General features: G+C 38.6%; 21 protein-coding genes. 3 read left to right on the forward strand and 18 right to left on the reverse strand.

The window, feature by feature from the left end; translation table 11 throughout:
• Positions 1-25 precede the first annotated feature (25 nt).
• On the reverse strand, positions 26-1369 hold the full coding sequence (locus ACRPLQ_RS18800) for an amino acid permease (protein ID WP_028413943.1): 1344 nt from the start codon (positions 1367-1369) through the stop codon (positions 26-28).
• A gap of 119 nt (positions 1370-1488) precedes the next feature.
• Positions 1489-2112: a LysE family transporter gene (locus ACRPLQ_RS18805; RefSeq protein ID WP_155008593.1), complete on the reverse strand. Its 624-nt coding sequence runs from the start codon at positions 2110-2112 to the stop codon at positions 1489-1491.
• Positions 2113-2282: 170 nt separating this feature from the next.
• On the opposite strand from ACRPLQ_RS18805, the gene ACRPLQ_RS18810 reads away from it, so the two are divergent.
• Positions 2283-2519 (forward strand): hypothetical protein, encoded by a 237-nt coding sequence (locus tag ACRPLQ_RS18810; RefSeq protein ID WP_033578506.1) that lies wholly within the window; start codon positions 2283-2285, stop codon positions 2517-2519.
• 142 nt (positions 2520-2661) lie between these two features.
• On the opposite strand, the gene ACRPLQ_RS18815 is transcribed toward ACRPLQ_RS18810, so the two are convergent.
• The 15 genes from ACRPLQ_RS18815 to ACRPLQ_RS18885 all read right to left on the reverse strand — a co-directional run bounded on the left by ACRPLQ_RS18815 (position 2662) and on the right by ACRPLQ_RS18885 (position 21805).
• Positions 2662-4101 (reverse strand): aldehyde dehydrogenase family protein, encoded by a 1440-nt coding sequence (locus tag ACRPLQ_RS18815; RefSeq protein WP_432236226.1) that lies wholly within the window; start codon positions 4099-4101, stop codon positions 2662-2664.
• Positions 4102-4582: 481 nt separating this feature from the next.
• A complete protein-coding gene (locus ACRPLQ_RS18820; RefSeq protein ID WP_033578504.1) occupies positions 4583-4873 on the reverse strand; it encodes a putative quinol monooxygenase in 291 nt (96 codons plus the stop codon).
• Positions 4874-5071: 198 nt separating this feature from the next.
• Entirely contained in the window at positions 5072-5737 is a 666-nt protein-coding gene (locus ACRPLQ_RS18825) for a type 1 glutamine amidotransferase domain-containing protein (protein WP_432236227.1), read from the reverse strand.
• A gap of 266 nt (positions 5738-6003) precedes the next feature.
• A complete protein-coding gene (locus tag ACRPLQ_RS18830; RefSeq protein WP_049163753.1) occupies positions 6004-7224 on the reverse strand; it encodes an MFS transporter in 1221 nt (406 codons plus the stop codon).
• A gap of 354 nt (positions 7225-7578) precedes the next feature.
• Entirely contained in the window at positions 7579-8043 is a 465-nt protein-coding gene (gene hutP / locus ACRPLQ_RS18835; protein WP_028413950.1) for a hut operon transcriptional regulator HutP, read from the reverse strand.
• Between the two features lie 207 nt (positions 8044-8250).
• On the reverse strand, positions 8251-9210 hold the full coding sequence (locus ACRPLQ_RS18840) for an L-threonine 3-dehydrogenase (protein ID WP_034266646.1): 960 nt from the start codon (positions 9208-9210) through the stop codon (positions 8251-8253).
• Positions 9211-9247: 37 nt separating this feature from the next.
• A complete protein-coding gene (locus tag ACRPLQ_RS18845) occupies positions 9248-10438 on the reverse strand; it encodes a glycine C-acetyltransferase (protein WP_376185183.1) in 1191 nt (396 codons plus the stop codon).
• A gap of 462 nt (positions 10439-10900) precedes the next feature.
• Positions 10901-12361, reverse strand: a complete 1461-nt coding sequence (locus ACRPLQ_RS18850; protein ID WP_098627170.1) for an MDR family MFS transporter — start codon at positions 12359-12361, stop codon at positions 10901-10903.
• A gap of 301 nt (positions 12362-12662) precedes the next feature.
• A complete protein-coding gene (locus tag ACRPLQ_RS18855) occupies positions 12663-13097 on the reverse strand; it encodes a ferritin-like domain-containing protein (protein WP_013056263.1) in 435 nt (144 codons plus the stop codon).
• Between the two features lie 106 nt (positions 13098-13203).
• Complete coding sequence (locus tag ACRPLQ_RS18860; RefSeq protein ID WP_033578499.1) at positions 13204-14769, reverse strand: glycoside hydrolase family 32 protein; 1566 nt, start codon at positions 14767-14769, stop codon at positions 13204-13206.
• Between the two features lie 96 nt (positions 14770-14865).
• Positions 14866-16320, reverse strand: coding sequence for a glycoside hydrolase family 68 protein (locus ACRPLQ_RS18865; RefSeq protein ID WP_028413955.1), 1455 nt, complete (start codon positions 16318-16320; stop codon positions 14866-14868).
• Positions 16321-16906: 586 nt separating this feature from the next.
• Entirely contained in the window at positions 16907-18595 is a 1689-nt protein-coding gene (gene ggt / locus ACRPLQ_RS18870) for a gamma-glutamyltransferase (RefSeq protein WP_033578497.1), read from the reverse strand.
• Positions 18596-18814: 219 nt separating this feature from the next.
• Positions 18815-19531, reverse strand: a complete 717-nt coding sequence (locus ACRPLQ_RS18875) for a YjjG family noncanonical pyrimidine nucleotidase (RefSeq protein WP_033578496.1) — start codon at positions 19529-19531, stop codon at positions 18815-18817.
• Positions 19532-19567: 36 nt separating this feature from the next.
• The gene (locus tag ACRPLQ_RS18880) at positions 19568-20260 is read right to left on the reverse strand and encodes a Crp/Fnr family transcriptional regulator (protein WP_432236228.1); all 693 of its coding nucleotides are present in this window, start codon (positions 20258-20260) and stop codon (positions 19568-19570) included.
• A 171-nt stretch (positions 20261-20431) separates the two neighbouring features.
• A complete protein-coding gene (locus ACRPLQ_RS18885) occupies positions 20432-21805 on the reverse strand; it encodes an amino acid permease (protein WP_033578494.1) in 1374 nt (457 codons plus the stop codon).
• 289 nt (positions 21806-22094) lie between these two features.
• Here ACRPLQ_RS18885 and ACRPLQ_RS18890 point away from each other — a divergent pair, with 289 nt between their 5' ends.
• Together ACRPLQ_RS18890 and ACRPLQ_RS18895 are read left to right on the forward strand one after the other, a co-directional pair.
• Positions 22095-22709, forward strand: a complete 615-nt coding sequence (locus ACRPLQ_RS18890) for a LysE family translocator (protein WP_028413960.1) — start codon at positions 22095-22097, stop codon at positions 22707-22709.
• A gap of 186 nt (positions 22710-22895) precedes the next feature.
• A complete protein-coding gene (locus ACRPLQ_RS18895; protein ID WP_028413961.1) occupies positions 22896-24035 on the forward strand; it encodes a SpoIIE family protein phosphatase in 1140 nt (379 codons plus the stop codon).
• A 29-nt stretch (positions 24036-24064) separates the two neighbouring features.
• Here ACRPLQ_RS18895 and ACRPLQ_RS18900 read toward each other — a convergent pair whose 3' ends face one another.
• Complete coding sequence (locus ACRPLQ_RS18900) at positions 24065-24919, reverse strand: CheR family methyltransferase (protein WP_028413962.1); 855 nt, start codon at positions 24917-24919, stop codon at positions 24065-24067.
• Positions 24920-24931: the final 12 nt, after the last annotated feature.

Below are 24931 nucleotides of genomic sequence, written 5' to 3' on the forward strand. Positions count from 1 at the left end.
GTCCCTCATAAAGATTAAATATATGTTAACTAGCGGCTTCTTCTTCTTTCCACTTATGGCGCAGTTTTAAAATAACAAGGCTTATAACAATTAAAAAGCCTAAGCTTGCAAAGAAACCTGGTCTGCTTGCAGATTCTAACAGCGTACCGCTTACTGCTAGCAGGATTAATAAGAGGCCAACAGCTTGTTTTACTTTATCCCAAACGGTTTGTTTAATTAAGCGATGAAACGAAATTAAAATAAAAAACCAGTTATAAATCAGCATCAGTCCAGCTGCTGTTGTAATGTACTCATAAATTTTCCCGGGCAATAGCAAGGAAAGGACAATAGAAATAACTAATCCCGCTGTTGTTAAAAGTAAAGCCGGTAAAGGAAACTGCAGCTTTTTCTGTTTTTGTTTTGAAAACAATGCAGGAGCATCTCCATCTTCTGAAAGAGTGACAATCATTGTTGTTACGGAAAAAAAAGACGCTGACATCGTTGAGAAACCCGCAATAATCATTGCTCCATTAAAAACATGAGGAAAAAATGGAAGATGATATGTTTCTAAAGCCTTTATAAATGGACTTTGATTTCCATGAAAATCATGAAATGGCACAATTAAAATAGCTAAACTCAGTGAAACAATATAAATAATTCCAAGAAGAATAAGCATACTTCTTCCCGCTTTCGGTGCGTCTTCTTTTTTTTCTAAACGAACCGTCATGATTCCCATGACTTCGATGCCGCCGAAAGCATAAAAGGCATAAAGCAAAGCGCCCCATAAACCTAAAAATCCATGAGGAAATACTTCACTTATCGTTCGCGGCACTCCTTGTTTTGCACCTTCGTCAAGAAATCCAAATAAAGCGAGACTAGCTAATACAATAAACATTAAAATAGCAGCCACTTTTGTGACAGCAAATACATTTTCCATTCGTTCAAAGCCTTTTGTCCCGATTAATACAACACTAATGCCTAAAACAGCATAAATAGAGGCAAAGACCCACAGTGGAATATCTTCAAACCAAAAACGTGTAAAAAGAGATAAAGCCGTGAGCTGACTCCCCATGATCAGCATCTCTGAACTCCAGTACACCCATCCGCTGCTAAATCCTGCCCATCTTCCATAAGCTTTTTTAGCATAGGAGCGAAACGAACCTTTTTGAGGATCTTGAGCACTCATTTTAGCAAGCGCCTCAAATACAATAAATGTGCATACTCCTGCTAGTAAAAAAGCAATTAAAACAGAGGGTCCGGCTGCTTTTATGGCAATACTTGATCCTAAAAAATAGCCTGTGCCGATTATGCATCCTACTCCGATTAAAGACAGCTGCCACCATTTTAATTTCCCTTCAACTTGACTTCCGCAGCCTATTTTCTTTTTCACTCTATCACTCCTCACACTTCGATGTAGTGTGTGATAGTTTGAAAAATTTATGCGTAAAAAGAAGCATCTTTTCTATTATTTTTCAACGTACTGAAAACACTTTAGATTCAGCACTTCTTTTAGCCTAATTGCTGTGCGGCTTGCCAGCCGAAATATAGGCCAAACCCTATTAAAGATAACCCCGATACAACGGACACGGCAGTTAAAAACGTCGCAGCTAAGTATCGTCGAAACGTGCTTGCTAAAGCTGCCATCGCAATATCCCAGGCCAGAATTCCCGTAAAAATAGCGCAGCTATATAAGATAAGCTGTTCAGTTTCATATGTATTAGCCGCTTTTGCTAAAACAGAGCCATAAATACCAAGCCAAAAGAGAATTGTAAGCGGATTCGTTAATGACAGCAAAAAACCTGAGAAAAAACACTTTAACACAGAATCACCGTTTGTTTTTCTATGCTGTGTAATCCTCCCTGCACCCATTAGCCCCTCAACACCTGTATAAATTAATACAAAGCACCCAAACGAAAAAAGAAACGTTTTCATAAAATCGCTACTTAAAAAATGAACGGATCCAAAATAAACTACAAGCATATAAAGAGCGTCAACCGATGTTGCTCCTATACCTAAGAACCAAGCATGCAAAAAACCACTTTTAATTCCTTTATCAAGCTGAGCTGCATTGATTGGACCGATTGGCGCAGCTAATGATAGCCCTAATAATACATAGCTGAAAAAAGCCCCCACATAAATCCACCCTCTATCACTTCTAAGATTTTATAAATTGAACTATGATAAATCTATGCAACCTGCTTAGCTTGTACTACGTAATTTTTATTTTATTTCTAAATCCTTTTGTATAGCTACGAAGAACCAGCGCATGTTAACTGTAAATACTATACAGAAGGGTGAGAAGCATGAATTCATACACTCATATTAAAGAAGCATTACAATTAGCTGAACAGGCTGTTTATCAAGGGCAGATGAATTTGGATGCAGCCAATTTTCAAAAAGCTCAAATGCAGTTGAATATGGTTCAGCAGCAAATTAATGAACAAAAAGAAGCGGCGTCTGGTGATAAAGAATTAAATCGAATGGAAGAACACTTAAGACATTTACGCGAAGCACAGCAAGCTATTCAGCAAAATTTTTAATAAGAGTAATAAACATAACTGTTTTCTCACTTCCAGATAAACAAATCTGAAAAAGCTCTAAGAACACACTGCGTTCTTAGAGCTTTTAATCCTTTATCCTAAAAAAAGAAAGGAGAAAAACTCCCTTCTTTTTTTACATTAATTATACTTTTGCCGGAACTTTAACGCCCATGATCGCTTTTGGCTCTAGATATTCTTCAATACCAAATGCTCCCCACTCGCGTCCAATACCAGATTGTTTGAATCCGCCGAATGGCGCAGCTCTGTCTTGCTCGGCATCGTTAACGATGATTTGACCAGCTCTAATGTTTTTAGCAACATAGTCAAGTGTTTCTTGGTCTTTTCCGACCGCATAGCCTGCAAGTCCATAAACTGTATCATTTGCAATTTCAAGAGCTTGCTCTAGATCATCATACGTAATAATAGTTGTTACAGGTCCGAAGATTTCTTCTTGTGCAATAACCATATCATTTGAAACGTCAGTAAAGACTGTCGGTTTAACAAAGTACCCTGTCTCTAAGCCGTCCGGTTTGCCCGTTCCGCCAGTAAGAAGCTTTGCACCTTCATCCATTCCTTTTTGAATATAATCCTGTACGCGATCCCACTGTTTTTCCGCTACGAGCGGTCCAGTTACGTTGTCTTTATCTAACGGATCACCAACTGGGAATGATGGTAGAACTTTCTTCACTGCTTCTTCAAATTTTTCTTTCATAGAGGCAGGAATGATAATGCGCGTTGCTGCCGTACATACTTGCCCTGTATTCATTGCAATGTGTGAAACTGCTATTTTAGCCGCTTCTTCTACATCCGCATCCTCTAATACAACTAGCGGTGATTTCCCGCCTAGCTCAAGGGCTACTTTTTTGATTGTTTTAGCAGCGTTTTGCATAATTTTCTCGCCTACAGCACCTGATCCTGTAAATGATACAAAATCAATGTCCGGGTGAGAACTAATACCGTCACCGATTGTGCTTCCCGTTCCGTTTACAAGGTTAAAGGCACCTTTTGGTACACCAGCTTCATCAATGATTTCTGCTAATATCATCGCTGCATACGGTGTAAGTTCTGATGGTTTTAATACCATTGGACTTCCTGCTGCGATAGCTCCTGCAATTTTAGTAGACGTTTGATTTGTTGGGAAGTTCCATGGTGTAATAAGTCCGCTTACTCCAATAGACTCTTTTACGACCTTGTAGCTTCCATGCTCTTTTTCAAATGTGTAATCTTCAAGCGCATTAGCTGCTTCTTTAAAGTGGCTAAGTCCCATTTCATAGTGCACTTCTTCTGAAATTTTTAAAGGAGCGCCAAGCTCTTCAGTCATAACTTCAATAAGCTCCTGTTTACGCTTTTCATATCCTTTTGCAATATTGCGAAGCATTTTAATTCGCTCTTCTTTTGTTGTTCTTGAAAATGTGGGAAGGGCTGCTTTAGCTGCTGCCACGGCTTTATCTAGATCTTCTTTTGTACCTAAGCTAATTTTACCAATTGATTTTTCAGTAGCAGGATTGATCACATCTGACGTTTCGCTTCCTGTTGATTCAACCCATTCTCCGTTAATAAAGTGTTTTAAATTTGTACGCATTGATTTGATCTCTCCTTTTAGTTTGTTAATTATTGAACTATGTCATCTAGTTTTTATCTACCCGCCTGTCTGCTTCTCAAACACCACTGGTATTATTTTTTGTTTCTTCCACAGCCTTATCCCTTTTCCAATCGGCTTTTTGCAGCTGAAATTTTTTTCCTCTGCAGCTTTTTAGTTCTTTATAACAAACAGAGATTGAGTCATAACGAAATCAATCCCATCTAAAGATAAACAAATGGGATAAAGGACTTAGTATGGGTTATTTGTTATTCCGCTGTTGATTTCCCTGCAAGCCTTTTCTTTCTGCGTGCGGTCGATTAGCCTCCTCATCGCTTACGCTTCTGCTTGGTCTCACTAAATGAAACTCATATTCACCATAACCACAAAAAAATCCGAACGAGTTTGATTCTCCATCAAGAATCTCGATTACTCGTTCGGATCTTCCTTCAACTAAAACACTTTTGTTCCAGCTTCTTTTTTATTAACGTACTTCTTGTAAACGATGTACTGCTCTGCTTTCAATTAACGGTTCAGTTTGCTGTCTGTATTGTTGATAGTGAGGTGTTTCAATGTGAGCTTCAACATCTTCTTTGCTTTTCCATTTCTCATAAAAAACAAATGTGCCTGCTTTGTCTGTATCCTGGTGGAGAGTGTATTGAATACATCCTTTTTCTTCTCTTGATGGTTCAATAACTTTTACTAACTCTGATCGAAGCTCTTCTTCTTTTCCTGGCTTGGCTTGTAAAATGGCGTTAATAATAACTTCTGACATCGTTTTTCCTCATTTCTTTTAAAAAATAGTCTCCATAAAAAGCTTCCCTCTTTTTGTATTCATTACACTGACCATCATATTTTTTGTATGATGATGGATCTCTCTAGTCCAAAACAGCAAAACATACACATTATCTACGGCGGTCTTTGTTGATGCTGTTAATAAAAAAGCCTGTAGTCCTACAGGCTTTTTTACATCTTAGTTTAATAATTGTTTCACGACTGCTTTTGCTACACTGATTGTTGACTGAGGATTTTGACCTGTTATTAGGTTGCCATCTTCTTGTACATTATCGGTCCAGTTTGGAGCAGTTACTACATTTGCACCAAGTTCACGCAGACGTGTTTCCAAAAGAAACGGCATGAAGCGGTCTAATGTTGTTTCACGTTCTTCATCATCTGTAAACGCAGCAACATCTTTTCCTTCCACCAACGGCTTTTCATCTGATAATGTAACACCTACTAAGCCTGCGGGTCCATGGCATACAGCGGCTACTACTTTGTCTCCTTCGTATAGTTCACGAATTAAAGCATGAAGCGTTTGATTATCTGGCAGATCAAACATTGTGCCATGACCGCCTGGTAAGAAAACAGCATCAAATTTAGCACTGTCTGTAATTGTATCAAGTTTTAGGGTATTCTCTAGATGCTTAGCTGTATTTAAGATTTCTTGAGAAGTCTCTCCTTCAAGGCTGCGAGCATCCACCGGCGCTTTTCCTCCTAGAGGACTTGCTACAGTAATCGTAAATCCAGCTTTTTCAAACTCTACGTACGCTTCACCAAATTCTGAAAGCCAAAGGCCTGTTGGATGATTTTCTTTCATTTTGTCAGCCGTTGTTACGACCATTAATATATGTTTAGACATAGTAACGTCCTCCTGTAAATAAAGATAGTATTTTCTGTTTCCGCCTTACACATCATATTGTAAGAGAGGAATTACTATAATACAAATTAGAAAATAGCTGCTTATCCATAAATATTTTTATAGATACTGTGGACGTCTTTGTTAATAAAGCATCTGTGAAAGAAACAATCATCTAACACCTGAACTTATTTTTTATACACTCAAAAAAACCGCCCTTTTGAGTAAGCGCGGTTTTTTCCAGAAAAGCATAGAATCTATTTTTTATGTTAAAGAGCAGATTGAGCGTTCATTTGTTTCACGTTCTTTTCTCCCGTTTTTTTAAGACTCATCATAAAAATAAACGAAATACAGTACAGCCCCGCCAAGTACGTCATCGCTACCGTCATATCATAGCTTTGCAAAAGATAGCCGACAAGAATGGGTGACAACCCTCCGAGCGCTCTCCCGAAGTTAAAAATAGTGTTCGTTGCAGTACTGCGAACTTCTACCGAATAGTGACTGCTGATCAAGGCTCCGTATCCTGCGAACATTCCGTTTGAGAAAAATCCGACAACAGCTCCTCCTATAAGCAGCCCTGCACTTCCTTCGGCATACGAGTATAAAAATACCGCACACGCTGAAGCGAGAAGAAAAATTCCAAAAGTACGTTTCGAACCAAAACGATCCATAAATTGACCAAATGTTAGCATGCCTATAATCATTCCGACGGCTGTACTGATTGTCCAAAGAGCTGAACTTGAAACAGAGAGTCCTTGTGATTGCTGAAGCATAGACGGAAGCCATATCATGAGTCCGTTATAGCCTGCAATTTGAACGGTAGCCATCACTGCCAGAGAAATAGTCGTCATCGCCGTCTTAGGCGTAGCAAATAGTTGACGTAGCTTGCCATTATTTTTAACAACGGCTGTTTTCTCTTTTTGAGCTTTTAGCCACTCAGGAGATTCGTTTAAATTTTTTCGTACGATAAAAGCAAAAATGACGGGGATAATTCCGACAAAAAACAGCGCTCTCCATCCGAAAATCGGCAGGATCAGAGAACTTAAAAGCGCCGCAAGAATAACTCCAAATTGTGCGCCAATACTAACATAAGATGAAGCTCTTCCTTGCTTATGTTTCGGCCACGCTTCTGCAACAAGAGCCATACCGATTCCGTACTCTCCTCCAGCCCCAATTCCGGCAATAAATCGTGAAGCATACACTTGTTCAACATTTGCTGCAAAACCTGTTAATGCCGTTCCGACTGCAAATAGAAGAACCGTGTAGGTAAAAACCCGCACTCTTCCAAATTTATCTGCTAAAATTCCGAAGATGACTCCGCCTATCAGCATTCCTATATTCGTAATAGAAGAAATAAGTCCACCCGTTGCTAAATCAATGTGAAATTCAGCGATAATCATTGACATAGCAAACGAGATAAACATAATGTCCATCCCTTCTAACGTCAAACCTGCTACTGATGCTACAACTGTCTTGTTACGATAATTCATGTTGTTCCACCCTCCACTGTATTCTTTCTGTATCAACGCTCTTTCTTTTTTGAAGGAATGGATAAAATAACATATGTCCATTCTCTTTTGAAGCCTCTCTGGACTTCGTTTAAAAGAGGTACGCAACGCATAAAAGCCCTTTTGTCGCAGAGGGCAAAAGGGCACAGATAGGCATAGAAGCAGTAAATAAGTGATCCGTCCTTTTCGGCCTCTCTGGACCGTCTTAAAGGCAATTATTATATTAATCATTATGTTAACACGCCGCACAAAAGCTTTCAATAAGAAAAATATCTTTTTTAAAGCAGCTATGTGCATCTCTCACTTTTTACGTTCATACTATTTTGTCCATTATTTTTAAATATGGTTAAAACCAAAACCTAACGTATCATGTTCAAAGCCTTTTTTCGGTGCGCCTATCGTTCCATACACACAAACGCTAATCCATTCGTCGCTTGATCCTGAGAACTCAATTTTTCCGCGCACAATTGAAAATGTGAGTCCTACCGTCCGTAAAATATCACCTAGCTGCAGCGTTCCTCGACTAACTCCTTGAATAGCTTCAAGTATAGCATGATAAAGAGCGTGGACTTCCCGGTACGACTGGGCATTAATAATGTTGTTTGTCTTGGCGCTCGTTTCAATTGCGGCCACAACTTTAGACAGCTCCATCGCTCCGACTTTTCCAACTGTATAGCTATATCCTCTCTCATTGATTTCCTTTTCAATACCTTCAGCTAGTTCCGTATTATGTAAAAGAACGAGTAAAGATGTTAATCTTCCCATTGAAAAATCATTAACTTGTTGAAATTTATTGCTCAACTGTCATTCCCTCCCTTCTATCCCCTTATTATTTTAACAGACGGTACCTAAAAGGGTGCTGATTATTCAGCGAACGAGCGCTCACTTAAAGGGTCAGAGAATCTATGTGTACTGTCCACCACTGTTACGAAGTAGAACTTGCAACAAGTAACTCACCTTTTAGTAAGCGCTTACTTTATTGTCAAGGAAGAAATCATTTTTCTCTACTTACGTTAAGACAAGCTGTGATTCAACTTTTAACTTTCCCAGCATCTCTCTCGTCATTTTTTCTAGGTTATATTCTGCTTTAAATCCCCACTCTTCTTTCGCACAGCTGGAATCTATATGGTTGGGCCAGCTTTCAGCAATTGCTTGTCGAACAGGATCTACTTGGTAATTCAGCACAAATTCCGGAATTGTTTTTCTGATTTCAGCTGCCATTTGTTCTGGATCAAAGCTCATGGCAGAAACGTTAAATGAATTTCGATGCTTCAGCTTAGAACCGTCTGCTTCCATTAGTTGGATGACAGCGTTTAGTGCGTCAGGCATATACATCATATCCATATAGGTTCCTTTGTCGATATAAGACGTATAGCGCTTATGTTTAACGGCTTCATAATAAATTTCAACAGCGTAGTCCGTTGTCCCTCCACCTGGAGGCGTTACGTATGAAATTAAGCCTGGAAAACGTAGCCCTCGTGTATCTACTCCGAATTTATGGTGATAGTAATCGCAAAGTAATTCACCCGCTACTTTATTAACACCATACATCGTGGTAGGACGTTGAATTGTATCCTGCGGCGTCCAGTCTTTTGGAGTCGTTGGACCAAATGCACCAATTGAACTTGGAGTAAAAAATTGGCACTTCAGCTCTCGAGCTACTTCGAGCGCGTTTACTAATCCGCCCATATTTAGATTCCAAGCTAGAAGCGGCTTTTGCTCGGCTGTCGCTGATAACAGCGCAGCCAAGTGAATAACCGTATCGACTTTATGCTTTTCGGCGATCGTAAATAACGCAGTCTGATCCGTTACGTCTAAAATCTCGAATGGACCTGAAGTCACAACATCGCTCGTCGTCTTGCGAATATCAGTGGCAATAATATTTTCTGAACCATATATCTCTCTCATTTTCATTGTTAATTCAGAACCGATTTGTCCTAGAGACCCCGTTATTAATACTTTTTTCATCTCAATATCCTCCTCATGTACTGCTTAGATTCAACGTTTAGATTAATTTCATTTCCTTGCCTACTTTTTTGTAGATACGAAGTGCTTCATCTAACATTTCTTTTGTATGAGCAGCCGTTGGCATATTGCGAACGCGTCCTGTTCCTCTTGGAACGGTAGGGAAAACAATTGATTTAGCGTATACCCCTTCTTCTATTAATCTCTCACTAAAAATCTGCGTTTGATTTTCATCTCCTATAATGCACGGAGTAATAGGTGTTTCACTTTCGCCGGTATCAAAGCCCAGCTCTTTTAATCCTTGCTTTAAATAACGGCTGTTTTCCCACATTTGATCCTGCAGCTCTGTACTTGTGCTTAGAATTTCAATCGCTTTAATACATGCAGCAGCCGTGCCTGGTGTAATAGCAGTCGAGAATAAAAACGGGCGGCTTCGTACTTTCAACCAGTCAATTAAGTCTTTTTTTCCAGCTACGTATCCGCCTACAGCTCCAATCGCTTTTGACAATGTTCCAATTTGGAAGTCTACTTTTTCAGATAAGCCAAAATGTTTGACTGTCCCCATACCGTTACCTAATACGCCCGATCCGTGAGCATCATCTACGTATGTGATTAAATCAAATTCCTGTGCGATTTCTACAATTTCCGGAAGCTTAGCAATGTCTCCATCCATTGAGAATACACCGTCGGTAATTACCATTATTTTATTATAGGCACCGGACTTTTGTGCTTCGCCTGCTTTTGCACGGAGATCTTCCATATCCGAATGTTTGTAAGGAATAATTTTTGCTTTTGATAGCCGACACCCGTCAATAATTGAAGCGTGATTCAGCTCATCTGATAAAATCGCGTCCTGTTTATCCATAACTGCAGAGATGGCTGCCATATTGCAGTTAAAGCCAGATTGGTAAGCTATAGCTGCTTCCGTATGCTTAAACTCGGCAAGCTTTTCCTCTAGCTTAATATGAATATCTAGAGTTCCATTAATCGTTCGGACAGCTCCAGCTCCCACCCCGTATTTTTCAGTGGCTTCGTTGGACGCGTTAATAAGCCTTTCGTCTGTAGCAAGCCCCAAATAGTTGTTGGATGATAAATTAATTAATTGTTTTCCATCAATTTGAATCACAGGTCCATTTGGTCCCTCTACTGGATTAATGACGTTGTATAGCCCTTTATCTTTTAAATCTTCTAAATTATTATTCAAGAATTCTTTTAAACGTCTGCTTGTCATCTTCCATACCCCCTCATTGTTGTTCAACACGTCTTATAAACTTCTCTTTTCCCCATTAAAAGATTAATCTAAGCACTTGTAGTATATGAATTAAAAATCAAGTGTATTCCTGAGAAAGACAAATGTTTCTTTTGTAAGCGCTTAAAATTCAATACTTATAGAATTTATAATAATCAACAACCAAGTAAATGTCCATACTAAAAAAACAAAAAATAAGAAATTTTCGGCAATAATAAAAATCCGTCCTTCTGTTAACGATTTTTCCCGAACGTTATTAGACAATATCTTTTTTCTTTTCTCTCTTTGATAATTCTTTTAAAAAAGAGACTAATGCATAACTAATTCAACAGCTAAAAGCACCTACATTCACCTACCAATAAAAAAATCCGAACGAGTTTGGTCCTTAATCAAACTCGTTCGGATTGTCCTTCAATTAAACTACTTTTGTAACAGTCTCTTCCGTTACTTTTGCACAGATATGTTCTTTATTTTTTTATGGCCGTTTTTTACTAATAAGCATGAGACAGCAAAGCTTAGTAAAGCAGCTAAAAACGTTCCACTGTAAATAATGTGAACACCTGATGCAAGAATTTCATGCAGCTTTGACAGTTCTTCTGCCGGTACCCCGCCTGTCTCAAACGAAGCATTCAAATTTTCTTGCCCTAATTTCTTTGCCTGTGAAAGCGTCACTAAGTTAAAGATTGTACCAAACACTGCGGAACCTAGTGTTTGACTAAATGTATTTGTAAACGTATTAAGAGCCACCGCTACTCCTCTTTTGCTGGCTGGGACTGCTGATTGAATAACTAACATAAAGATAGGCGTAATAATCCCCATTCCTAACCCAAGAACCCCAACGGCTACATAAATTAAAAATACGGGTGAGTGCGTGGAGACTAAAAACAGCATAAAACATGCCGTACTTACGATTGCCGTTCCTAGCGTAAGGATGGAGTGCGTTTTAAGACGCCCTACTAAATTCCCTGAAAGCAGTGAACCAATTGTCCAGCATACTGGCATGGGCATTAACACAAAACCGGCAGCGGTTGCACTTTTTCCCATCACTCCTTGGCTCCAAATTGGAAGGTAAACCGTAATACTAATAACTACTGACCCGACAAGAAGTGTTAATAAGTTTATAACAGATACACTTCGAATAGAAAACAGCTCAAGCGGAATAAGAGGTTCCGGCGATTTCTTTTCGATATAAATAAAGCCCATGAATGTCAGAACAGCTAGAACAAATAATCCTATAATGATCGGATCTCCCCAGTTTTGATGCTGACTTCCGGTTAAAAGCGCGTATAAAAATGCAATGGTTCCAACTGAAAACGTCACCGCTCCAATGTAATCGATATAGCGTTTTTCTTTTACCACTTCTTCTTTATAGTTTACTAGAAGAACAATAAAAGCCATTAGTCCAAACGGTATATTTAAAAAGAAAATATAGCGCCAAGACAGCGTATCGACTAAAAATCCCCCAAGAAGAGGACCGAGAACTCCAGCAACTCCCCAAACTGCGCTAATCCAACCTTGGGCTTTGGCTCTTTCTTTTGCTTCTTCATACAAGTCGCCAATAATAATCATTGTAAGGGGCATAACGACCCCGGCGCCTAGCCCTTGGATTGCTCTGTAGACAATTAATTGTTGCATCGAAAAGCTAAGCCCGCAAAGTATAGATCCGATTAAGAAAATAATAATTCCAACAAGCATAACTTTTTTGCGGCCGAATAAATCCGCTAACTTTCCGTATATAGGTGTAGATACAGCGGTTGTCAGCATATAAATGGCATATACCCAGCTAACTAGCTCAATACCCGACAAATCACTTGTAATTCTTGGAACAGCCGTACTGACAATGGTTCCTTCCATTGCAGCTAAAACAGTGACAAGCAGCAGCGCTGTCATGATTCGTTTCCTCATCTCTTTCTCTCCTTGCAACTGCGGGCATACCATCGTTTTTTTTACAGAAGATAAAAGCGGTTTCAATATACTTATACCCTTTTAGCCTTTATATGTATGTGATGCTCCGCATATAGTTACTGCCATATGCAGCCAAATAATTATTTTACTATAAATTTTTTCAAAGCGATAGAGAATTTCAAAAATATGACTTTCCTCTCATTTATAAAAACATGCGTACATGATGTTTTATTTCTTTTTCAAACCACAAAAAGCATCCCGTAACAGGTGTTACGGGATGCTTTTTACGTATTTTGTATGATTAACTTAGTCGGGGATCTTTTAATAAACGTTCCATTTCTTCCATATGATTTGTTTCATCTGCAATCATATCCTCAAGTTTGACAACAAGCTCTGTTAATCCTAACTCTTCTGCTTGTTTTTTACGCTCTTCGTAGCGCTGGATCGTTTCTTTTTCAGCCTTGCTCGCTTCTTTAAGCATTTCCGTCACGTTTGAGACGTGCTTCACCTCAGCTGGCTTTGTTGTTGGCTCACCGCCAAGGTTTTTGATTTTTTCTGATAAATAAAGGGCATGCCCTTGCTCGTCAGGAATTTCTCCTTCAAAGAAAGGTTTTAAAATTTGATATTCTAGGCCGGTTACTGTAGACGCATAGTAAGTGTACTGAATAACCGCCGAATATTCACCCGCTAAATCGGTATTAAGTCCCTCTATTAGTTGTCTCATTTTCTCTTCCATTTGAATAAACACCCTTTCATTTACTGTTAGTAGGCATATACCCTTTTTAACGAGTCCTAAACCATAATAAGGTGATATTCTGCTCCCTTTTTTAAAAATAGGGAATTTACTGACTGGAACGAAAATGTTTGATTTCTATGTTCTTAAAGAAAGACGTTCCTCCTTGGGAAAAAAGTGTAATTCCTTGGTCGTTGTGACGAGGAAACACCTCGCTAGAATGTACGGTTTTTCCATCATCAATAAAGACTTCAATACTTGTTTTATCTACCAATATCTTCAAATGAACATTTTTCTTGCCTGCATCAAAGTAATCGCGGCTTTCCACATATTTTTTGCTTTGATCAGGCTGATTACTATAGCTTCTATTCACATATGAGACGTTATCTTTTGCAAAAACCCCGACATCAATGTGCCGCTTTTGATCTGCGGACTCTCGAAGTCGTAAGCCTACATTTTCTGCATCTGACCATGAAATATCTGTATCAAGCTGATAAGATTCACCTTTTACCTTTAACTTTTTCTCTCCGTTTACTTCTACTTGCTTGAGAGAATTTGTTGAATCAGTTAGCTGATTTAATTCTTCGACAGGCTTTGATAACAGGCTGTACTGATCGTCGTCTTGTTTTGAAAGCGTAATTTCACGAGTTATTGAATCGAATCCGTTAAACCCATCTTTCATCGTTGGTGTCTTATCTGGATAATCCCAGTTGTTCATCCATGCAAAAGCGTAGCGTTTTTCTAAAGAATCCTCATTTTTACCGTCTTTAAACGTGACTGCTCCGTACCAATCAAAACCATGATCTAGCCATTGCGGCTCATCCATATCGGGAGTGAATGTTGTTCCATCGTAATTTCCTGTCCAATAAGCATAGGTGTTTGGCTTTCCGCTTTCTTTTCCATTTGCACTTGTCCCGAGAACCCACTTAACTGTCCCGTCATCCGCCTTCATTTGAAAAAGATCTGGACATTCTGTAATGCCAATATCTTTAGTGACAAGTCCTCCCGTATACGTCCAATCCTTTAGATTAGAAGATTCATAAAATCCGATTTTTTCACCTTCTGACATGACGAGAACCCACTTATCATGTTCATTATCCCATATTACTTTGGGATCTCGAAAATCTTTGGTGCCTGGATTAGGCATGATAGGATTTTTGCTATATGATTTAAAGGTTTTTCCTCTATCGGTGCTATACCATAAATACTGTTCTTGCTTTTGTCCATCAGCAGAAGGCTGGGTCATAATCGCTACAATTGCGCCTTTACCAAAACCTGCTGTGTTCTCTTTATCTTCTACAACAGATCCGGACCATATATCGCCATTTTTATTTGTATACTTTGGAATAGCTACTCCTTTATCTTTCCAATGAACCAAATCTTTAGACGTTGCATGTCGCCATTCCGTCCCGTTCCCTTTAGGGTAATCATGATTGTATAAGTAATAGTAATGATACTCTCCGTCAAAATAAATGGGCTTTTGAGGATCATTTTTCCATTTATCAGGCGTGCTAAAATGATACACCGGGCGATAAGTGGATTCACTTTTATTTCCTTTTTCTTTTCCTCGATCTTTTGTATCCTCTTTTTTGGATACGCCTGCTATAATGAGTCCGGCTATTACAACTAAAAGAACGGCAAGCGTTATCCATTTATAAGCACCTTTTTTCTTCAAACAAACCCCGCCTTTCTCTTTTTTGTCTACATCGAATAAAACAAAAGAAAATGGTGATTACAATCACCATTTTCTTTTGTTGCTATTGCAAAGGGCTTAGTCTTCATCCACTGTTAACTGACCTTGTTCAAGAACGCTATCTTTTACAACAGATGTTTTTGAACCGTCAATATTTACTAAGAAGCTTGGTGCAAATGTAGAGTGGTTGTCTTCATAAAAGCCTCTGTTTGTCATGTAGCTTGTAATAACAACATTATTACCTTTTGTTTGCGGTACGGCAAAGTGAGAATACGTAAATGTTTTATCATTAGGATCTAAATCCATATGAAGAACTAATCCCGTATCATTTAAAGGCTTATATTTTCCTGTTAACGTATTTGAAACATAGCCTAGCATATACACATCATCTTGTCCGATTCCATCAATCGTCATTTTAGATCCGCGAGAATCAGTGAACAAGTACCATTTTCCATCTTTTTTGAAAATGTTTGCACGTTCAATTTCGTCTGTAACTGTATTTGATGTGATAAGCGGCTTCATTACTTTTTTGAGCGTATAGTCATCATTTAACTCAATAATGCCCAAAGCCCCGTTTGCTAAAGAAGCTTTTTCTTTATTAGATCCTTCAAGAAGCTTTTTCTTTTCAGATTGGAAGAAAGGATTGTTTCCTCCGTAGTATGCTCTGTTATATAGAGAGTCTTCGCCTTGATAGCCATCTTCTGTTCCAGTGTTAGCTTCGAAAACAAGGTACTTATGTCCATTGTCTTCTATGTAATGAGGATCTCTTAGCGTATGGTTATCCCCTGTGTCATAACCGCCTTCATCAATAAACTGCTGAACCGTTTGATAAATCTTTCCGTCACCATCAAAGATTGACTTGTAATCTTCTACTCCGTCAACTTTTAACGTATTATCGTTTGGCTGAGACATGTTCACTTGAGCTGTCGTTAACGTTTGTTTTCCGTATTGTTTACCTGAATAATCCGTGTAGAATAAACGAACTTTACCATCTTTCGTTAATGTGGCAGAACCAGACCATTCTTGTGTTTGATTTTTAAGGTGCGGGTCATTCGGAACGAATTTATCGCTGTCTTTAAACACTCTTCCAGCGTTTTTCCAGCTGTCAATCGATTTGTCTCCAGCTTTTTTATAGAAAAGATAAACAGACGTGTCATTCGAATCTTTTGGATCACCTGCTAGGGCAAACACAATTTGATATCCATGATAAGTCGCCACTGTTCCGTCAGCATTTTGTAATGGCCAGCTGTCCCATACATCTAAGTCAATTGTATTTCCCGATGCATCTTTTCCCTTAGCAGAAGCAATGTTTTTAATAGTTGATTCGTCAAAAGCAGGAACTTTAAACTGATCACTGTTTTGCTGCTGTGGAATTTTCACCATATTATCGCGAGTAATATGCGAAATTCCGTAGCTGTTATTAAAGTCTTTGCTGTCGTTTCCTTTAGCAAATGTTTGGTATCCCCCGCCTACTAGTAGGGCTGCAGCCAATGTAGCAGCAGTTGTATGCTTAGCAACTCGTTTCATTTTCATATGTTTTCTCCTTTTGGGTTAGTAAAGAATATAAATTTATTAATTCAATTAGCTATTAAAAATCCGAAAACAGAACCGGTTCCGTTCAACCAAAAGATTACTTGGATAAATGACGAAAGTCAAACGTGCCAAATGTAGCTATTTCTCATTTTCATCTTTTTCATTGAGCTGTAACTAGGACCAAAGTTTACGTGCAAGAGACTTTTTATGTAACCGTTTTTCAAAAAAAGGGTACGACTTTTTTTACATTCCAAACTACGTTTTCCAGCCGTTGCGTTTTATACTCTTTACACGATTAAATACTCTATCTTTCTAGCATTGAAAGCGCTATTCCTTTTTTTTATGCTTTCCAATCATTTTGTTTTCATCAATATCTTGAAAAATCAGTACTCTTTTTTATTATTCGGACATGAAAACGTTCTATTTTTTTTCCTTTCTGGAGATTAGGATGATGCTAATAAAGGTCTAAAGTATGTTTTCTGAAAAAAATATTCCTTCTTTTTACCTACATATTTTTATCTTTTTTAATGCATCATACGCCATCCCTTCTTATAAAAGAGGGAGCGTATGATGCATCTTTTTAATATTAAGAGTCTAAGCCAGTTGCTTTTCCTTCACGGCTGGAATCAGCTGCTCCAAATAAACGGCCGTTTTCTTTATCAATTTGAATACCTTGAACATTTCCGATTGGGAATGGCTCATCTCCAAAATTAAACCCCATGGCTTCTAGCTCTCCTTTGGCATTCATATCCACTCCGGCTTCCCAACCGATAAGTGATCCTGTACTATTAAAAATTCTTGGTTCTTCAATCGCTTCTTTTATATCCATTCCATAGTCTAAGACATTCATAAGCGTTTGGAACACAGAGCCTACAATGGTTGGTCCGCCCGGAGACCCTAAAGTGAGTACAGGTTCACTGTCTTTAAAAACGATGGTTGGGCTTTTACAGCTAACCGGACGCTTTCCTGCATCCGCTTGGTTTAGCCCTCCAGGAATAGCATCAAAATCAGTAAGCTCGTTGTTGAGTAAAAATCCATGGTCTTTAACCATAATTCCTGTACCAAAAGGATGTTCCACAGTTGATGTACAAGCGACAATATTGCCCCAGCGGTCAACTACCGTGAAGTGAGTTGTTTCACTAAGCTCACGTTCAGGTTCATAAGGCTGACGCACAACGTTCACTTTTTGGCCTTTCTCATAATCCCACGGGTTGCCAAAATCAACTTTCTCATTTTTATGCTTCCAATTAATTAATTTTTGACGTTCCTTTATATATTCGTCATTTAAAAGCCCTTTTAATGGAATGTCACTGTAGGCTGGATCTCCAGAGAATGCAATTTTATCTGAAAATGCAATGCGCATAGCTTCTGCAAACAAATAATACTTTTCCCACGATTTCACGTCGTACTGAGACACATCGAAGTTCTCTAATAGCTTTAAAATTTGCAGCACCGTAGCTCCTCCTGCACTAGGCATGTTGGAAGAAGCAATTCGGTATCCTTTATAATCTCCCCACACGGGTTCATCAATCTTAATCTGGTATTCTTTCAAATCTGACAGTTCCATAAAACCGCCGTGCTCTTTTATCGTTGAAATAATGGCTTCTGCAATTTCACCTTCATAAAAAGCCTCGATACCTTTTTCTTGAAGAATGCGGAATGTTTTAGCAAGATCTTTTTTATTAATCATATCTCCTTCTTGCATAGGCTTGCCGTTTGGAGAATATAGCTGCTTAGCATGTTCTCCTAGTCGATAGGCATATGTTTTTAAAATATCTCCAAGCACCCAGTTTGTTTCCACACCCGCTTCTGCTGCTTTGGCAGCCGGTTCAATTAGTTCAGCAAGGGGTTTTGTTCCATACTCTTTACGAGCTGCTTCCATCGCCTTTAAAATCCCTGGAATTCCAATTGCCGTTGCATGAGTAGAACGCTTTCTAAACGGAATAACTTCTTTATTTTCATCAAGAAACATTTCAGGATAAGCTGCTTTAGGAGCCTGAGAATGCCCGTCAAAAATTTTAGTTGTTTTGCTTTCATTGTGGTATACCATAAAAAAGCCGCTGCCTCCAATACCGGTCATCATCGGTTCTCCAACGTTGAGCCCAAACTGAACGGCAATTGCTGCATCAATTGCGTTGCCGCCAGCTCTTAGCACCTGTTCTCCGGCGTCTGTTGCAATTGGATGAGCACTGGCTACCATTCCTGTTTTTCCAACCGCTGTTTCTCTTCTATATGAACTCTTTCCTGAACGAGATAAACTTTTTCCATTAATCATCTTTTACGACCTCCTAGTTACTTACTTTATCTGGGATATTGGTAAAATACCCTATTGCTTTTGGGATAAAACTGTTTAAATTTGTATTGATTACTGTACCTAGACCGATATCCCTAGCATATTTTAAGCCTGTGAAAGCCATAAAATAGAAAAAGCGCCACCCCTTTTTGTTTAAAGAAAAGGTTAGCACTTTTTGTGTTTTTTAACATTTATACACTTTTATACTTGTACCGAAGCTACTTCATTATTTACATTCAGCAGGGTATAAAGCTCTTGAAGCCTTCCTATTTCATAGGTTGAATTCCAATTTGTATCATTCTTTTTTTCCTGAGGATTAAACCAGCACGTATCAATACCGGCTAGCTGCCCGCCTTGAATGTCTGCACTCAAAGAATCTCCAACAATTAATGTTTCATGTACGGACAGCTCTTTTATACGTGAAAAAACATAATCAAAATATTCCTTCATAGGTTTTTGAAAGCCCGTATCTTCTGAAACAAATACTTCTTTAAAATAAGGATATAGACCTGAGTCCTGAAGGCGCTTATATTGAGTAGCCGATACGCCATTTGTAACAACATATAATTCATAGTGACAGCTCAGTTTTTTAATTACCTCAATTGCTCCGTCAATTAGCTGATGGCCATTGTTCAAATACGTTCGGTACTCTGCTTCAAGCAGCTTTCCGTCTTTCTCTATTCCATATTCTTTACATAGAGTAGAAAAGCGAGTATTTACAACTTGCTCACGGCTTATTTTATTTTCTTCAAAAGCTGTCCATAACCCCTGGTTTATCAAACTATAACGTTTTTTGCTTTCATCAGTCAGCGGAATATTGTGGTTAGCAAAAAGAAGCTGTAAAGCCTGCTCTTCGGCTGCGTTAAAATCTAAAAGCGTATTATCAATGTCAAATAGAAGCGTTCTGTATGTTTTCATTCTTCTCTCTCCCCTTCAACTAATCTATTGCTTTTTCTACTCGTATATATTGTCGTTTGCTAGACAGCTCAGTTTTTCTTTATCTTTGAGAATAGTAGAGCCTTTCTGTTTTTCAATAACTCCTTGCGCTACAAATTTCTGAAGAACACGATTTAAATGCCGGTAAGTCGTTCCGATTAAATTGGCTATATCTTTTAGGCTTTCTGTTTTTTGATCCATAACCAAATGTGATTCTTCACAAAAAATAGAGAGCAAGTAGCTAGCCAGCCGCACTTCAACTGGGTACATTAAATTAAAGCTGAGCGAGTTCGATTTTGCGCAAAACTTTTTTGTGAGCATTTCCAGTAAAAACGTCAGCAGCTGTGGATCATCGCTCGCATGCTGTTTTAATCGTTTGTATGGTATACCAATTACAACTAAAGGTGAAACGGCTTCAACCGTATTCATAATATCAACATCCTGTACATACTCAATATCGCCTATCACTTCAAGGGGCTGTTTAAAGGAAAGAACAAGCGTCTTGCCTTCGGGCGATATGGTATAAACTTTAACCTTGCCTTTCACCAGTATGTACAAACAATGAGACGCATCTCCTTGAGAACAAAGACGTTCTCCTGCCTCCACATCATACAGTGACAAATGCGGTAGTAAGTCTTTCTTGAAAACTGACTCTAATTTATAAGTATTTATATACTCCAGCAGTTGTTTCTCACTCGTAATTTCCCTCATGTTTTCCTCTCCATCATAACGGTTTCTTTTTATTAAACAATAACACTTCCCAAAATAAAAAGGACATATGTCCCGAATAAAATTTTAATTTTTACGTTATGTTCATAGATCCCTTTCAAAAGAAATATATACACAAAAAAGACTCTAGCTCGTTGGCTTAGAGTCTTTTTGTTAAACGCTCTTGTTCTTTCTGGCGTATCCAACGTAAATAAAGACGCCAATCAGCATCCAGCCGATTGAGTACATCCACGTTACCATTGATAAGTTAAACATAAGAAAGATACAGCAAAGAATAGCAAGAATCGGAATGAATGGCACAAAAGGTACTTTGAAACCGCGCTTTAAATTAGGCTGAGTTTTTCGCAGAGCCAAAATTGAAAATGAAACGGCAGCAAACGTAACAATCGCTAGCATATTGGCTAAATCCGCCAGCTGTTTTAAGTCAACAAAACCAGCTACAATCGCGCCTAATGCGCCGACAAGCCATGTGGATATAACAGGCTCACTGTTCTTTCGGTTTACTTTTGAAAAAAGAGACGGCAATAATCCATCATGACTCATTGACATCAGTACGCGAGGCACAACAAACAAATAAGCAAATACGACGGCCATTATACCAATAACTGCTCCTATAGATACAATAAGCGCTGCCCATTCTTGTCCAACGCTATTGAGCGCATATGATAACGCATCGCCCACGTTTAGCTCTTTATAAGAAACCATCCCTGTTAATACTAATGCAATGACTACATAAATGACTGCACAAACACTCAGTGCAATCAAAATACCTAGCGGCAAGTTTCTTTGCGGATTTTTCACTTCTTCTGCCGAAGTAGAAATGGCATCAAATCCGTTATAAGCGAAAAAGACGGAAGCTGCGCCTGCAAAGATTCCTTTCACACCAAAAGGAGTAAATGGGTGCCAGTTATTTGTATGAATAAAAAAGACGCCGACGGCTACAAATAAAAGAACAATACCTATCTTGATTAAAACCATTAAGTTATTTATTTTTTTACTTTCTTTTACCCCTCTTGTTAATAAAAACGACATGCACAGCACAATAAATACTGCCGGAAGGTTAATGATACCTCCGTCGCTCGGTATGGCGGTTAACGATTCAGGAAGTCTAATACCAAACTCAGTAAGCACATTATTTACGTAAGAAGACCATCCGCCTGCTACAGACGCTAAAGACACCGTATAGCATCCTACAATGGACCACCCTATTAAATGCGCTACAAATTTTCCTAATGAAACATATATGTATGTATATGCGCCTCCTGAACTTGGAACAGCTGAACCAAATTCTGCATAGCACAACGCAACAAGAATACAGGCTATTGCAGAAATAATAAATGAAACGGAGACCGAGGGCCCTGCATCCCTGGCGGCAACTAGTCCTGCTATAACCAGAACTCCTGTCCCAATGGTTGCTCCTACTCCCATCAAAATAACATCAAATAACCCTAGTGTCTTAGTTGATTCTTTTGCTGCATTTTCCTCTAACAGCTTATTAACATCTTTTTTTGCAAACAGATTACTCATGATGACTAACCTCTCTTCATCTCATTACGAATGACTACTTTATAGTGGTAGATCTTTCTATATATGTAACAGTGAATTATTTTACTACATTTAATTTTCTGTGTAAAATAATTTAGTCTATGAACTTTTTAATGATTAAAACAAAATCACTAATAATGTTTTCTATCACACCATTATGATGTACCCGAACAGACTAAAAACATGCGTTAACACCTTTCTCAAAATTAGCTTCATTCATAATTGCTTTTGTACTATACTAAAGAAAAACTTCATAGGAGCAACGTAAAAGATGAACTTATTTTATTTTCTAAAGGGGTTAGTGATCGGTTTTTCCGTTGCTGCTCCCGTCGGTCCCATTGGTATTTTATGCATCAATCGCACGTTATCTAAAGGGCGATTACACGGGTTTGTATCCGGGCTGGGAGCAGCTACAGCAGATGCTCTTTATGGATGCATCGCTGCGTTTGGCCTAACGTTCATTACAACCTTTTTATTAACCCAAAAGATTTGGCTTCAGCTGATTGGGGGATTATTTTTATGCTATTTAGGTGTACAAACTTTTCGTTCTCAACCTGCAGAGCACGCTGCTGCTGCTAAAGGAGAAGGGTTGCTTCGTTCGTATACATCCGTTCTCTTTTTAACGGTTACGAATCCAATGACGATCTTATTTTTTATTGGCGTGTTTTCTGGTGTAGGCATTAGTAAATCAGCATTTGATGTTGCTTCTGCGCTGACAATGGTTGCAGGTGTATTTTTAGGATCGGCCTGCTGGTGGCTTTCGCTCAGTTTTGCTATTAGTCTTGCCCGGTCGAAGTTTACGAATAACAGCTTGATCTGGGTAAATCGTATTTCGGGAGCGGTGGTACTGACTTTCGGGATATTTGCGTTATACAAGTTGCTATAAAAAGTCACTTGTCTCCTTTTCTGGGGACAAGTGACTTTTTTAATAGAAAAGAATAATCTTAAAAAATACCCTAAACGCTGTGTTTTCTGTATAATAGATAAATAGAAAAACAGAAAAAGTATAAAAAATGCTTGAAAACTACATACTCAATCAATAGTCTTCAAACATAATAAGGGGAAATAAAGCATGACCATTCTTCTCGTAGATGACAATCAAGTCAATCTATTTGTGATTGAAAAAATTCTAAAAGGCGCTGGCTACGATAACTGTGTGTCTCTTACGTCTGCCCATGCGCTTTTTGACTATCTTAACCTGGACGATGAGAACTCAAAAACGAATTCGGTCGATTTGATTTTACTTGATATTATGATGCCCGAAATTGATGGAATCGAAGCCTGCAGGCGAATTCAACAGGTAGAACGCTTAAAACATATTCCAATTATCTTTGTCACAGCCCTAGAAGACAGCAGCAAATTAGTAGAAGCTCTAGACGCTGGCGGAACAGATTACGTCACAAAGCCGATTAATAAAGTGGAACTGCTGGCTCGTATGCGGGTAGCCTTACGCCTTAAAGCAGAAATTGACTGGCACACGGAACATGAAAAGAAAATTCAAACTGAGTTAGATTTAGCTACGCACGTACAGCAAAACTTACTCAGCCCCCCTTTACGAGAGAAAGATATTCAAATGGAAGTTTCATATTATCCTTCTTTTAAATTAGCGGGTGATATGTACTATTGGCACAAAATTGACGAGCACCGGTACGGTATTATTCTTTTTGATATGATGGGGCACGGCATCTCTGCCTCGCTTGTTTGTATGTTTATTTCGTCTGTGCTCAGAGAAGCTATCAAGTCCCTCATAGACCCTGAGCAGGTTATTACAGAGTTGAATCGCTACATGGAATTATTGCACAGCGAAAAAGATGAAATTCCTTACTATTTCACTGCTATTTATTTAGTGATTGATACGGAAGCTAAGACAGTAGAATATGTGAATGCCGGGCACCCAGAAGGTTATATGTTAGTGGATGAACATACGCTCGTTCCTCTTCAACGAGGAAGCTGCCCTGTAGGGTTTTTTGAAGAAATGGACGTTCAGAAATCTGTTGTCAGCTTTGAGAACGATGTGCAAATTTTGCTATTTACAGACGGAGCTCTTGAATCGATGGGCCCTTGCGAAAATGAATCTGCTCTTCGTCTTCAACAACTTACTGAACAAAAATGGACAAATCCGCAGGCATTTATGAATGAAATTTTCTCAGAAGAACAAAAGTTAAATCAGCCTGATGACATGTGCGTGCTTATGATTCAAGCACAAGCATAATAAAAAAGACCTCACAATGAGGTCTTTTTTTATTGCTTTTGATAGATGCGCTCGTTCCCTGCAAACTCAATATAAGAAGCTGCTCCCTCAGCAAAGCGAAGCGTTTCTTTATCGCCAAGCCCAAGAAACCCTTTTACACACAGGCTTTCTGAAAATAAATTATACACTTGATTTTGCAGCTGAGCTGTAAAATAAATAAGGACGTTTCGGCAAATGATGACGTGAAATTCATTAAATGACTGATCCGTGACTAAATTATGCTGAGCAAAGATAATATTTTTTAACAGCGACGGATGAAAATATGCATAGTGATGATCCGTTTGATAATATTCCGAGAAGGCATTCTTTCCCCCGGCTTGAATATAATTTTTTGTATATGACTTCATTTTACGTAAAGAAAAGGCGCCTTGTTTTGCTTTTTCTAATACATCTTCGTTCATATCGGTTGCGTAAATGACCGTTTTATCCATTAACCCTTCTTCTTCTAAAAGAATCGCCATAGAAAATACCTCTTCGCCCGTTGCACAGCCAGCGTGCCAAATGCGAATTTCCGGATAATCCTTTAATACCGGAATCACTTTTGTGCGAAATGCTTTAAAAAAGCTTGGATCGCGAAACATCTCTGTTACATTTATTGAAAAATCATTTAAAAGCTGATTCATAAATTCTTCTTCGTGAATCGCTTTTTCTAACAATCGAGACACGGTTGGAATACGTTCAATTTTCATTCGATTATAGACTCGGCGACAAATAGAAGATTTAGCGTACTGTCTGAAATCGAATCCCGTTAATCGATAAATAGCCGTCAGCAGTAAATCGATCTCTAAATCTGTTTTTTTATTCATAACTAAGTCTTCACTTAAATCTAGGTGCTTCATATCCATTTATGTTTCATA

The organism is Priestia sp. TRN 1309, assembly GCF_050846875.1.
Taxonomy (GTDB): domain Bacteria; phylum Bacillota; class Bacilli; order Bacillales; family Bacillaceae_H; genus Priestia; species Priestia zanthoxyli.